Here is a 13,420-nt window from a genome sequence, read left to right on the forward strand (position 1 = left end):
TAGGTTTGTTATGATAGGCAGAACAACACTACCACTGTCCTCTTTCTATCCTTTCGCGCCTGGCTTTTTCTTTCTCACTGGGATCATCCGCAACGAACGAGCCCAACTTAACATCGCCATCAGGCACATAGCTGGCTATAATTACACCGGTGCTGGCAACTATGCTATTTGTTAGCTTCCAGTTTGCGGGCTGGGTTCCTTCTTCAAATAATTTTTTACCGCCGCCTAATGTTATCGGGTGTATCCAGGTATGTAACTCATCAATCAAATTGTGCTGCAATAACGTTTGCACTAACTTGCCACTACCGTGTACCAACAGGTTAGGCCCATCTTGCTGTTTTAATTTTTTTATACCTTCCACCACATCCCCGGTGATAAGCGTTGAATTTTCCCAACTCAGATCAGGCGATTGACTCGATACCACGTATTTTCCGATACTGTTAAACTTTTCTGCCACGGGATGATTTTCCTGGTAAGGCCAATAAGCCGCGAATATCTCGTAAGTGCGTCTGCCCAGCAGCAAGTCAAAGGGTTGATGCATTAATTCAGCTATAGCTTTATCCGTCACATCATCCCCATGCGGAAACATCCACCCGCCCCATTTAAAACTGTTAGTTCTGTCTTCTTCAGGCCCGCCGGGTGCTTGTAGCACCCCATCCATTGATATAAATGTGGTAACAATAATTTTTCTCATGGCTTTTGTTTTTGTTTACACACAAATTTAATGGGCTTTGGGTAATTTATAGCGGTGTGAACACGACATTAAAAGGGTCAATTCGCGACAAATTCCACCCGTTAAAACAAAGTCCCCTGCTCGGTATCAGCAGGTTGTGTTTCTAGCTGATAGGCTCTTATCAGCGCGATGATATCCGGCCCATATTGCACAGCTTTGGGTTGGCCAACACCCTTAATAGCACCGAGCACTTTCAAGGTTTGCGGCAGTTTCTCTGCAATAGTAGCCAATGTTTTTTCTGATAGTACCATATTCGGCATAATCATACTTTGCTCCGCCACATTTGCCCGCCATATCATCATATCATTAAATAGCTTCTCGTTAGGCTTCGCGTTCAACGCCTTCACATACGACCGCGATTTATCCGAAGCAGATTTAGCATTCGCATCCTTTTTAACCTGCAAATATGCTTCGGCAGTAAAACTTTCATTTGCAAAATAAGCCATCAGCTCAATCCGAGCCATAAAGCGTAGCATCAACTGATCAGCTTTAGCCGCAAGTACTTTTTGTGCTGATGATTGCTTCACCATATCCGGTATCAGCCCATGTAAAACCTCCGTTATGGTTTCCAGCTTCTGTTTAAAGTAACCTGCCGCCTTCTTAACTCTATCCGCATCTACATTATCAATTTGCCTGCATAGTTTCTCAGCTACGGCAATCACATCGGTTTTAAAAGTTGGGATAACTTCCCCAAAATCACCCATCCGGCTTTGAATAGGTGCAAAATTAAAAAGCTCTGTCAGTAAAAACCGGCAATACAGTTCCTGGTCCAGTACTAACTTTTCCCGGTTGGGCCGGATAACCTGCGTCTGCTCACTAAATAAAGCTACCGCCCTATCGCCAATAATATTATGAACAGCCACAGGGTTTCTTAAAACCATACCCTGCAAAGTACGGCACCGGCTCAAAGCCACATAAACCTGCCCATGCGCAAAAGCCTCGCTCACATCAATAATCGCTTTATCAAAACTTAAGCCCTGGCTTTTATGAATAGTAATTGCCCAGGCTAACTTCAACGGAATTTGCGCAAAGCTCCCCGCGTTGGTTTCGTTGATCTGCTCCTCATCCAATTGATATTTAATATTGGTCCACTCCAATGCTTGTACTGCTATTTCCTTACTTTCATTTCCGCATTGTACAAACACGGTGTCACTTTCAATAGCGGTAACCAAACCTATCTTACCGTTATAAAACAGTTTCTCTGCCGATGTATCATTCTTCACAAACATCACCTGCGCGCCTATCTTCAATTTCAAATTAACTTCCGTAGGATAAGCGTCCTTTGGAAACTCCCCGCGAATGGTAGCCTTAAATTCAAGCTCCTTACCTTCAAGTGCCTCAATAAACTCATTATTTAGTTTTTGCGCTATGCCGTTATGCGTGGTAAGCGTAATATAAGGTTCTTCTACCGTTGGCCGGAAATTGGGTTGATACCGTGCGTTAAGTACCGCCAAACTTTCGGCACTGATGGCGTTATTGCGCACCTCGTTCAAAATATCAACAAAGGCCTGCTCCTTCTGCCTGAAAACATGATCAAGCTCAATCCGCACAAACGGTGTTCTTTGTAAAACCTGGCTGCTAAAAAAATACTGATTGGCATAATAACGGCTCAGCATCATCCATTCTTCATCACGAATAATAGGACTAAGCTGCGACAGATCGCCGATCAAAAACAACTGTACCCCACCAAACGGAAACGAAGAATCTTTAATATTGCGCAAAACCAGGTCAATATAATCCAGCACATCCGGCCTAACCATACTCACCTCGTCAATAACCAATAATTCAAGGTTAAATAACAACTCCTTTTTCTCCGGACTAAAATGCACCTCGGGCCGGGCCGTACTCGATGGAATGATAGGGCCAAAAGGCATCTGAAACATCGAGTGTATCGTCATCCCTCCGGCATTAATGGCAGCCACCCCGGTAGGTGCCACAATCGCCATCTTCTTTTTTGAGTTTTTCTTTACAAACTGAAGGAAAGTTGTTTTACCTGTACCCGCCTTTCCGGTTAAAAAAATTGTAGTGTTGGTTGTTTCTACATAGTCATAGGCCAAAGCCATCGCCGGGTTCATCTCTTCCATCATCTCAGCTACAATTTTATACAGAATAAATTGATCAACCCAATTTGTTGGCGTTTTTAAAGTAAAATTCTCCTGCTTTTTTTGTTACTTTAAAGCCAATGCAAACGTTACAACAACTACAAAACGGAGAGTTAAAAGGAGCAACCTCGCTTAAACTTTCCGAAGAGCTTTCACACTTCCCGCAAGAGATATTTGAACTGGCAGATACACTTGAAATTCTCGATCTGTCGCGCAATAATTTAAGTTCGCTACCTCCCGATTTCGGCAGACTAAAAAAGCTCCGAATCCTTTTCTGTTCCGAAAACCCATTCACCACGCTACCCGAAGTATTAGCCGATTGCCCGTTGTTGGATATCGTTGGTTTCAAGTCAAATCAAATCGGAGTAGTACCGCCAAAATCAGTCAATCCCAATATACGCTGGCTAATTCTCACCAATAATAAAGTTGAAAAACTACCTGCCGAAATAGGCAATTGCCACCGCATGCAAAAACTGATGCTTGCCGGGAATAAACTTCAGGAATTACCGCAACAGCTTAGCCAATGCCGTAACCTGGAGCTGTTGCGCATCTCGGCCAACCAGTTAAAAGAGTTGCCATTATGGTTATTAACTATGCCTAAACTATCCTGGCTGGCATTTTCAGGCAATCCCTTTTGCAAAAAGCCTGCTGCTCAACTGCTTGATCTCATTCATTGGAATGAATTCCAGATCAGCCATTTGCTTGGCGAAGGTGCATCAGGCATCATATCCCAAGCCACCTGGAATAACGGTAATGAACCAAAAGATGTAGCCATCAAAATTTTCAAGGGCGCGGTAACCAGCGATGGCCTTCCTGAAGATGAGATGAACGCCTGCATCATCGCGGGCGCGCATCCCGGTTTGGTACAAATTATCGGTCAAGTAACCGCGCATCCCGAAGACAAAAAAGGCCTGATCATGGAACTCATCCCCCAGCGTTTTTACAACCTGGGCCTGCCCCCAAGTTTTGAAAGCTGCACCAGGGATGTTTTCACAGAAGGTTTGAGTCTTTCGGCTGAACAAGTATTAAAAATTGCAACTACAATCGCATCGGTAGCCACGCAACTACATAGTAACGGAATTATGCACAGCGATATGTATGCCCACAATACTTTGATAGATGATAAGGGCAACACCCTTTTCGGAGATTTTGGAGCAGCCTGTTTTTATGAGCTGTCAGGCAAAGAATCTGCCTCTGCGTTAGAGCGCATCGAAGTGAGGGCTTATGGCTGCCTGATAGATGATTTGCTGGGTTTATGCCACCAAGCAGATCAAGCCTTAATTAAACTCGCTAAATTAAGAGATGCCTGTATGAATAAGGATGTCGCATCCCGGCCAGATTTTCAATATCTGGAAAATGAATTGCTAAATTGCAATACAAAACAGGATTCTTAGTAACTGATTCGCAATATTTTATGTATTTTTAACACCACATTGTCCTAAGTTATCATACATCACTATCAATGAAAAAACTACTTATTCCTGTAATTGCATTATTGGCAATTGCGATCACATTCAACGCCTGTACCAAACACGACGGCGTTGACCCTCAAACCATTAATATTACCGGCCTTTTCTCGCTAACGGGCAACTGGTCGTCATTAGGTATTACCTCAAAAGCGGCTTTAGAACTGGCTACCGATGATATCAATGCTTATCTCGCTAACAAAAACGCGGGTTTCCGGATGGCGGTTTCCGTATCGGATACCAAGCTCGATACCACAATTGCCAAAACGTTTTTCACCAAAGCCAAAAACGATAAAGTAAGCTTTGTGATCGGTCCGCAATCAAGCGCCGAACTGGCAGCCATTAAACCATTGAGCGATGCTGCCCAGATTATTGTAGTAAGTCAAAGCAGCACAGCAGGTAGTTTGGCCATAGCCAATGATGCCATCTTCCGCTTTTGTCCGTCTGATAAAATTGAGGGTGCCGCCATTGCCGCTACCATAGCCAAAAAAGGCTTTAAAGGTTTGGTTACCGTATCACGCGATGATGCGGGTAATAAAGGTTTACAAACCTCAACAGGTACGGCGTTTATCGCCAAAGGTGGTATAATCTCGGCCATTGCACCCTATGCAACAACCACTACAAATTATGCCGCATTAATAGCAGCAATTAAAACACAGGTTAATACCTTGATCGCCTCACAAGGTGCCGATAAAGTTGCCATTTACTTATCATCATTCGACGAAGGTGCCGATATTTTTAAACTAGCCGCTTTAGATCCCGTTTTGAGTAGCGTGAAATGGTTTGGTGGCGATGGTGTGGTTTTAAGCACCGCCTTTACAAGCGATGCCGCCGTGGCCGATTTTGTGATCAAAACGGGTTTCTTCGCGCCATCATTCGGTTTACCAACTGCTAATCAATCCAAATGGAAACCCATTGCCGATAGGATCAAAGCCAAAACCAATACAGACCCCGACGCTTTTGCACTGGTAGCTTACGACGCCATGTGGACCATAGCCTACACTCTGGAAGCCACCAAAGGAAGCGTTGCAGATTTTACCGCGCTTAAAACATTGTTTATTCAGCAAGCAAACGCCAATACCGGGATAGTAGGCGCGGAAGCTTTAGATGCTGCCGGCGACAGGGCCAATGGCACCTTTGATTATTTCAGCATCGCCAAAACCGGAACTACGTATAGCTGGACTTTGGTTGGAAAGTCTGACGATTAAGAGTACAAAAAAGGGGGAACAAGCATAACCTGTTCCCCCTTTCAATCAAACAAAAGTTTTTGATTATTTCATTGCATCATGGATCTTGTTGATATGATCCAGGTGTGTTTGTACAACCGGAGCTGTTTTAGCGGCAAACGCTTTCAATTCAGCATCTTTACCGTCTTTGGCTTCGTCATTCATTAAGTCCAATGTCTTTTTGTGGCCATCAACCATGGCATCAACATAAGCTTTGTCAAAGTCTTTACCGTTCATCTTGGTCAGCTCATCCATTTTTTTCTGGTGTGTTGAATCAACCGCGGCTGGTAACGTAATATTTTTAGCTTTGGCAATAGCCATTAATTCATCATTTGCTTTACCATGGTCTGCAACCATCATGGTAGCAAATTCTTTAATGCTTGCATTGCTGGTTTTACTTAATGCAAGTTTACCCAAAGCAACCTCGGCCATACCACCATCGGCGGCTGTAGTGGCAAATTTTGCATCATCATTAGTAACTGCAATACCACCGGTATTCATGGCATTGGTTGTGGTGTCTTTAGTTTTGTTCAGGCTGTCGGCAGTTTCTTTGGCATCTTTGTGCCCACCGCAACCCTGAAACGTGTAGGCGGCAGCCGCAATCATCAATAAATAGCTTAGCTTTTTCATAATGTGGTTTGTTTAATTTTTAATTAACGCACGTTATTAAAATAAGTTTGAACGATTAATAATAAACTATAAGTTATTATTCGTTAATTGCTTTTTGATTCTTTTAAGTACATTATCAATATCAAAAGGCTTGGCTATAAAATCATCGGGCGAACCAGGTTCACCAAGTTTTGGCCTCAGGTCTGATCGTGCCGATATCATGATCACCTTTGTATCCTGAGTTGCAGGGTTTTCTTTAATAGCGCTGCAGATAGACCGTCCATCCAGATCAGCCAGCATCAGGTCCATCAATATCAGGTCGGGTTTAAATTCTTTGATCGCGTACCATATGTTATCGCCATGTGAGCTACCACGGATGTCGTACCCGTCTTCCTTCAATAAATAAGAAAGTATATCCAGTATATCTTCGTCATCATCAAGTATCAATATCTTATTTTTCATAGCCGTGGCAGGTATATTTTTTAATAAAACCACAATGAGCCCAAGTTGTTGTAAATAAAAACAGAATATTATGCCCTGGATAAAAGGCGACTATCCGCCGTCAATGAAAAACCTGCCTTTACCTATCCGCAACAAGGCGGTGGAAATAGCGAACGCCTTGCTTGCCGAAGAAAATATGGACGAAGGTATAGCCATTGCCATTGGTGTAAAAAACGCCAAAACATGGGCAAAAAAACAATCCAAAGCATAATATGAAAAAATTAATTGTGTTTGACCTTGACGGGACACTGGCCGAAAGCAAAGCTGCTATTGATAGTGAAATGGCAAGTATATTAAGTGATTTGCTGGCTGTTGCCCATGTCGCCATCATATCTGGCGGCGACTGGCCCCAGTTTGAAAAACAGGTTTTATTACACCTTCCCAATAAAAAGCTCTTTAAAAAATTATCTATCCTGCCAACCTGCGGCACTAAGTACTACCAGTACAAAAAAGGATGGAAAGAGCTCTACGCCGAAAACTTTACCGAAGAACAAAAGCATATTATTATAGACACCCTGAACGAAGCCGTTGCCGCATCGGGCTTTAAAGCCAGCAAAACATGGGGTGAGCAGATAGAAGACAGAGGCAGCCAGATCACCTTTTCGGCATTGGGCCAAAAAGCGCCTCTGCCGCAAAAGAAAAAATGGGACCCTAAATTTGCCAAACGCCAAAAGATCAAAACAAAACTGGATAAAACTTTATCGGCATTTTCGGTGCATTTGGGTGGCGCTACATCTATCGATATCACCAAACCCGGAATTGATAAGGCTTATGGCATCCGCAAACTCAAAAAAGTACTGGATATTAAAATAACCGAAATGATTTTTATTGGCGATGCCTTGTTTAAAGGCGGCAACGATTACCCTGCTCGTAAAACGGGTGTAAATTGCATACAGGTAAGAGACCCGGAAGAAACTAAAAGAGTTATTGAGGCGATAACTGCATGCCTTGCTGTAAAACAGAAAAAGAAATAAAAGCAAAAGTATTAGCCACCTGGAAATAAGTTTCCATAGTTATTAGCTAACACGCTGGTACCTATAGATGCGCCTGGCGGTTTGCTATGGCCTTGTATACCACCGCTATCGTAAACCAGGCCTGTAGGCCAACACCGCCTGCCGTCCAGGTGGCGCCTACCAACAAATAGTTTTTTGCGCACATCGCCGGCAGGCATTAATCGCTGTATGGTGGAAAAACCACAGACCATTGACCCCTCCTGCCAAAATTGAATTCCCTCTTCGCATCCTGATAATGAGTTTTATACACATAATTTAAAATTGGCGAAGAGGGGTCAATCAAATTATTTTCTCCAGTAAACATCACTGGCTATGATCTATTTGGCTTCCATAAAACTACTATTGAGCAAAACTTAAACAGTTTCTAATATCAAATTGATATTTTTACGAACACGTTTGCACTAAAGAAAAACCATCACGTTGAAAAAATCGCATACTAAGCTGTCCATCACCCGGTATTTATTTGTTTACTTATTATTGGGTGCTAATTCGGCGTTAAAAGCGCAGCAGGCCTTTCAACCTCCCGCGCTAAAAGCGGTTACCTTTGAAAGCTCAGCCGTAACGCTCGATTCATCGTGGGTGCAGCGTCGCGAAGACCTCAACACGGCTTATTTAAAATCGCTCGACCCCGACCGCTTGCTGCACAACTTCAGGGTGAATGCCAAACTCCCCTCAACCGCCAAACCGCTCGAAGGCTGGGAAGCGCCTGGCATTGGAATACGGGGGCATTTTGTTGGGCATTATCTTTCGGCAATTTCAAGCCTGGTTGAGCGCTATAAAGACCCCTTATTAATCCAGCGATTAACTTACATGGTAGATGAGTTAGATAAATGCCAATTGGCCCTGGGTAACGGTTATCTGAGTGCATTTCCCGAAAGAGATTTTGATGTACTGGAAACCCGCTTTGGCGGTGTTTGGGCACCTTATTATACTTACCATAAAATAATGCAGGGGCTGCTTGATGCTTATGAACGCACGGGTAACAAAAAAGCCTACGGTATGGTTATTAATATGGCCTCGTATGTTGAAAAGCGTATGGCCAAACTGGATGCGGCAACCATTGATAAAGTGCTGTATAGCGTTGAAGCCAACCCTGGTAACGAAGCAGGTGCCATGAACGAGGTTTTGTATAAGTTATATACAGTTTCTAAAGACCCTCGACACTTGGCCTTGGCTAAGTTATTTGATCGCGACTGGCTATTGCAACCATTAGCCCAAAATAAAGATATGCTATCGGGCCTCCACGCTAATACCCACTTGGTGTTGGTTAATGGCTTTGCGCAACGATATACCCTAACAGGCGAAAAGCAATATCATGATGCGGCATGCAATTTTTGGGATATGCTTATTGGCAGCCACGCTTATACCAACGGATCAAGCAGCGGGCCACGGCCAAACGTTACTACCCCCACCTCGCTTACAGCCGAGCATTGGGGAGTACCTAACCAGTTAAGCAATACCATGACCAGAGAGATAGCCGAATCCTGTGTATCACATAATACACAAAAACTTACGGCTTCGCTTTTTGAATGGACTGCGAATGCAAAATATGCCAATATGTACATGAATACTTTTTACAATGCGGTTATGGCCTTACAAAATGCCCATACCGGGCAAGCTGTTTACTACTTGCCACTCGGCTCGCCAAGAAGTAAGGCGTTTTTAAAAGACAACGATTTTCGCTGTTGTAACGGCACCACTGTCGAAGCGTTTGCCATGCTTAACAGTAATATTTATTTCCATAATGATTCTGCCTTATGGGTTAACCTGTATGTGCCGTCAAAGGTAAATTGGCTAAGCAAAAACATCACACTAATGCAAACAGGTAGTTTTCCGGCCGACACTGTAGTGGAGTTTAGTCTCACAGCCACAAAGAAAACCACATTCGCGTTAAAGTTATTGGTGCCAACGTGGGCAGGCAAGGCAGAGGTGTATATAAATGATCAAAAGCAAAATATTGGCATTTCACCCGGCACTTATATCAGCCTTAACCGCGAATGGAAAAATAACGACAAGGTTAGATTAGTGTTTCACTATAATTTTTACCTCAAAGCTATGCCGGATGATAAAAATGTAGTGGCCCTATTTTACGGCCCCACTATGCTGGCATTTGAAAGTAAAGCGGAGCTTATTTTAAAAGGCGCACAGCAGGACGTACTGAACAGCATTGCAGCCACAGATAAGTCCACTCTTACTTTTACATTAAACAATAATGGCAAGAGCTATAAATTGCGCCCTTTCTTTGATATTGATAACCAATCTTACGGTGTTTACGCAACTTTCAGAGATTTTTAACGCTATTGGCTGGCCGCGTATTTATGCCTTAATTAGTTTATCGTTGTTTGTATTGGTTTCTATTGAGGTATAAGTGGCCTTTCCTGGTTGGTCTGCCTTATTGGCATTGAGCGCAGAGCAGGTAATTGGCATTCCAGTATCGCCGAAGCCATAAATTTTCTATACACCATGCTTGGAAAAACCACAGACCATTGACCCCTCCTGCCAAAATTGAATTCCTTCTTCGCATCCTGATAATGAGTTTTATACACAATAACTTAAAATTGGCGAAGAGGGGTCAATCAAATTGTTTTCTCCAACCTGGGGCCAGGAAATGGTATTGAATGCCCGCTCGATTAACGTTGGATAATTGATTATTTTGATCGTTTTTTCCGAGCTTTGGTGTTTTGAAATATGAGCATTATCACATTTTTCCATGATGGTCATCAGGAACGGTCCTCTTGCATTTGATGACTTTTATGGCGGTCATAAATGGACTAAAAGGCCATATTCGCTGGAGAAATAACAGATGGTAGAAATCAATACGAACGGGCTTGCAGGTTTTTTTGTCGCTGGCATCAGTTACAGAAATATGGATGCAGAAATGCGCGGCACATTTGCGATAAGCAAACAAAAGTATGAGCGTATCTTAAAAGATGCACAAGCAGGCGGCATCTCGTCGCTATTTGTGCTATCAACCTGTAATCGTACCGAGATATACTGTCTCGCCGAAAATACAGATCAGGTTCTCACTATGCTATGTGGTACGGATCCAGATCCATTAGCGCTGTTTGAAACTTTTGGGTATATCAAACACGGGGTACGGGCGGTTGGGCACTTATTTGAGGTCGCGGCAGGCATAGACTCCCAGATATTAGGTGATTATGAAATTATAGGACAGCTAAAGTGTGCGATCAGATTTTCCAGGGAGCGTAACATGATCGACCACTTTTTGGAGAGATTGAGCAACTGTGCTTTGCGGTCATCAAAACGGATCAAAAATGAAACCCAATTGAGTAACGGGAGTGTTTCGGTCGCGTTTTCTGCGGTACGATACATCCGGGAAAAATATGACATCACCAAGCACACCAGCATTCTTGTGATCGGGACGGGTAAGATCGGTCGCAATACCTGTAAAAACCTTATTGATCAAATAGGGATCACCAATATCACTTTGATCAACCGGTCATTTGACAAAGCTTTGGCATTAGCGAATGAATTAGGTTTAGATTGCCGGGAGATAGGCGAGTTAAAGGCGGAGATAGCCAAGGCTCATATCATTCTGGTAGCCAGTAATTCTCCCACCCCTGTACTACTGAAAGAACATTTCACCGCTGATAGCAAAAAACTGATCATCGACCTTTCTGTTCCCGCCAATGTGGCCCCGGAAATAAAAATGTTAGCGGGGGTCGAACTGGTAAATATTGATACCATTTCCGCCCTTCGCGATGCGACCATAGAACAACGTAAAGCGGAAATACCCAAAGCCATGGCGATAATTTCGGATGAGATCGATTCCTTTTTGCAATGGGAAAGATCGCAAACGAATGCACGTATTCTAAAATCCTTAAAAATGCAGTTGCAAAGCATCTACCGTCAACATGCGATCATGGTCGTACCGTCACATGATCCGGTGTTGACCATTCAAAAAACCGTTAATGACCTTGCCGGTAAAATGCGGCATCATGATCAGATAGGTTGCCATTCGATCAACGCGCTTAATGAATTTATGGTCAGCACCTGCATTATCAATAGGTCCTGATCTTTTTGATCATCAATTCCAGTACTTGGATAATGACCTGGTATTTGACATAATGTGGTAATTCATAATTTCATGCACCGGTAAACGACACCTGCGCGCAACTATGATATCCGGTCTGGTTAAAACGTCACAATAAAAATATGCTGATCTATAAACAGTTTTCTTTTGATTCCGCCCACTTTCTTCCGAATGTCCCTGAAGGCCATAAATGCAAAAACATGCATGGGCATACTTATCATTTGACAGTCTATGTCGAAGGTGAAATCCTGGATCACGAGGGCTGGGTGTTTGATTTTGGCAACCTGAAAGAGATTATGCGGCCGGTACTCGAAAAACTGGATCATCATTTATTGAATGATGTTGAAGGCCTGTCTAACCCTACCGCTGAATTGCTGGCTGTTTGGATCTGGGATCAGGTCATGCCGAACGTAGCCGGACTTATCAGGATCGAATTAAAGGAGACCATTTCCTCCGGAGTGATCTATGAGGGGACACGACCGGTTAAGCCCTGATCTTTGTTTCAGAGGGGCGTTACCGATCAGCATGGCCTAAATTTGAGGAGGTATCGGTATTACGACCAATGTCTTTTTGCAATGCCTCATGACCTCTTCGGCCACACTACCCATGATAAAATGGGAAAAGCCCTTACGACCATGCGTACCCATTACGATCATATCCGCCTGCCATTCTTCTGCTATTTTGTTGATCGCTTCGCCGGGTTTACCCATTTCAATAAAACACCTGACCGGAACATCTTTAAAGACCCGGTTAATGACACGCTGCTGCGAAGCGTGGTTATAGTTGTCGATCATATCCTCGATCTCTTTTGGCGTAGCATCGTCATAGTTGACAGGCAGCAGCGGGTTAATGATGCTGACCAAACCTATTGCCGCATGGAACTGGTTGGCGAGTTGAAGCCCGTTCAGAGCGATCATTTCCGCGCTCGGCGTATCGTCGATAGCGATCAGAATTCTGTGAAGTTTCATTTTATTGATGATTAAGTTGAGCTACTTTTTCTCTGGCCTTTTTCTTTTGTTTTTCGAGGTCTTTAAAGTACCCTTTAAATAGAAAATTATATTTTATCGCTTCCATGGAGAACCGGGAACTCTTTCCAGTCTCGTCAAAAAAAACTTTTGTTTTTGCAGATAAAGCCATCGTAGGGCCAAAGTTCGGTACTGTTCAGGCAAAGAAATGTGACCGGCATCAACCAAAGTCATGATAAGGGTCATATTATGAGCTGTCCCGCGGCAAGCCTGGGCCACCTGTTTTAAAGTAACTTCGCCCTATTAAACAGGGCGACATAATGACCGCTGTCTTACATGCCTAAACATTTCCGGATGCACCGGATCAATTCGTCTTCATCGAAGGGTTTAACCAGGTAATGATGAACTCCGATCTTTTCAGCCCTCAAGCGGTCTGAATCCTCCGCTTTTGCTGTCGAAAACAGTAGGCAGATATGAGCCGTCAAGTGGTTTTGTTTTAATGAGTTGTACACTTCATAGCCGTCCATTTCAGACATCACGATATCGCAGATCACCAGGTCGGGCTGAAGTTCGATCGCCATCACCAGACCTGTTTTTCCCGAATCCGCGATATGGGTGTGAAACCCGGACAACTGCAGCAGCTCTGCGGTACTCTCCCTGATATCCTCGTTGTCGTCTATAAGCAGGATCGTTTTATTACGATAAGGCATGTCAAAATGGGTTCTTCGGTACAAATCAAAAAAACATTGAC

14 protein-coding genes are annotated in these 13,420 nt (G+C 43.5%); 8 read left to right on the top strand and 6 right to left on the bottom strand.

What is annotated here, in order from left to right; all coding sequences use genetic code 11:
* Positions 1–28 precede the first annotated feature (28 nt).
* Both ABIN91_RS03885 and ABIN91_RS03890 read right to left on the bottom strand, forming a co-directional pair.
* A complete protein-coding gene (locus ABIN91_RS03885; RefSeq protein WP_348048645.1) occupies positions 29–694 on the bottom strand; it encodes a dihydrofolate reductase family protein in 666 nt (221 codons plus the stop codon).
* 101 nt (positions 695–795) lie between these two features.
* Positions 796–2,820, bottom strand: coding sequence for an HRDC domain-containing protein (locus tag ABIN91_RS03890; protein WP_348048647.1), 2,025 nt, complete (start codon positions 2,818–2,820; stop codon positions 796–798).
* Between the two features lie 95 nt (positions 2,821–2,915).
* Here ABIN91_RS03890 and ABIN91_RS03895 point away from each other — a divergent pair, with 95 nt between their 5' ends.
* Complete coding sequence (locus ABIN91_RS03895) at positions 2,916–4,229, top strand: protein kinase (protein WP_348048649.1); 1,314 nt, start codon at positions 2,916–2,918, stop codon at positions 4,227–4,229.
* Between the two features lie 68 nt (positions 4,230–4,297).
* Positions 4,298–5,509 (top strand): ABC transporter substrate-binding protein, encoded by a 1,212-nt coding sequence (locus ABIN91_RS03900; RefSeq protein ID WP_348048651.1) that lies wholly within the window; start codon positions 4,298–4,300, stop codon positions 5,507–5,509.
* A gap of 63 nt (positions 5,510–5,572) precedes the next feature.
* Here the strand turns inward: ABIN91_RS03900 and ABIN91_RS03905 are convergent, their stop codons facing one another.
* Positions 5,573–6,157 (bottom strand): DUF4142 domain-containing protein, encoded by a 585-nt coding sequence (locus ABIN91_RS03905; protein ID WP_348048653.1) that lies wholly within the window; start codon positions 6,155–6,157, stop codon positions 5,573–5,575.
* A gap of 66 nt (positions 6,158–6,223) precedes the next feature.
* Positions 6,224–6,598: a response regulator gene (locus ABIN91_RS03910; protein WP_348048655.1), complete on the bottom strand. Its 375-nt coding sequence runs from the start codon at positions 6,596–6,598 to the stop codon at positions 6,224–6,226.
* A 70-nt stretch (positions 6,599–6,668) separates the two neighbouring features.
* Here ABIN91_RS03910 and ABIN91_RS03915 point away from each other — a divergent pair, with 70 nt between their 5' ends.
* The gene (locus tag ABIN91_RS03915; RefSeq protein ID WP_348048657.1) at positions 6,669–6,848 is read left to right on the top strand and encodes a hypothetical protein; all 180 of its coding nucleotides are present in this window, start codon (positions 6,669–6,671) and stop codon (positions 6,846–6,848) included.
* 1 nt (position 6,849) lies between these two features.
* Entirely contained in the window at positions 6,850–7,611 is a 762-nt protein-coding gene (locus ABIN91_RS03920) for an HAD-IIB family hydrolase (RefSeq protein WP_348048665.1), read from the top strand.
* 11 nt (positions 7,612–7,622) lie between these two features.
* On the opposite strand, the gene ABIN91_RS03925 is transcribed toward ABIN91_RS03920, so the two are convergent.
* Positions 7,623–7,841, bottom strand: coding sequence for a hypothetical protein (locus ABIN91_RS03925; protein ID WP_348048667.1), 219 nt, complete (start codon positions 7,839–7,841; stop codon positions 7,623–7,625).
* 229 nt (positions 7,842–8,070) lie between these two features.
* On the opposite strand from ABIN91_RS03925, the gene ABIN91_RS03930 reads away from it, so the two are divergent.
* The 4 genes from ABIN91_RS03930 (at position 8,071) to ABIN91_RS03945 (ending at position 12,687) form a co-directional block, all read left to right on the top strand.
* Positions 8,071–9,945 carry a beta-L-arabinofuranosidase domain-containing protein gene (locus tag ABIN91_RS03930; protein ID WP_348048669.1) on the top strand — a complete coding sequence of 625 codons (1,875 nt, stop codon included), beginning with the start codon at positions 8,071–8,073 and terminating at the stop codon, positions 9,943–9,945.
* A 508-nt stretch (positions 9,946–10,453) separates the two neighbouring features.
* Positions 10,454–11,686, top strand: coding sequence for a glutamyl-tRNA reductase (hemA, locus tag ABIN91_RS03935; protein WP_348048671.1), 1,233 nt, complete (start codon positions 10,454–10,456; stop codon positions 11,684–11,686).
* Positions 11,687–11,826: 140 nt separating this feature from the next.
* On the top strand, positions 11,827–12,198 hold the full coding sequence (gene queD, locus ABIN91_RS03940; RefSeq protein ID WP_348048676.1) for a 6-carboxytetrahydropterin synthase QueD: 372 nt from the start codon (positions 11,827–11,829) through the stop codon (positions 12,196–12,198).
* Positions 12,199–12,279: 81 nt separating this feature from the next.
* Positions 12,280–12,687, top strand: a complete 408-nt coding sequence (locus ABIN91_RS03945) for a hypothetical protein (protein WP_348048679.1) — start codon at positions 12,280–12,282, stop codon at positions 12,685–12,687.
* 314 nt (positions 12,688–13,001) lie between these two features.
* On the opposite strand, the gene ABIN91_RS03950 is transcribed toward ABIN91_RS03945, so the two are convergent.
* Positions 13,002–13,379: a response regulator gene (locus tag ABIN91_RS03950; RefSeq protein WP_348048681.1), complete on the bottom strand. Its 378-nt coding sequence runs from the start codon at positions 13,377–13,379 to the stop codon at positions 13,002–13,004.
* Positions 13,380–13,420 lie beyond the last annotated feature (41 nt).

Source organism: Mucilaginibacter sp. (genome assembly GCF_039921305.1).
In the GTDB taxonomy this organism is placed as follows: Bacteria; Bacteroidota; Bacteroidia; order Sphingobacteriales; family Sphingobacteriaceae; genus Mucilaginibacter.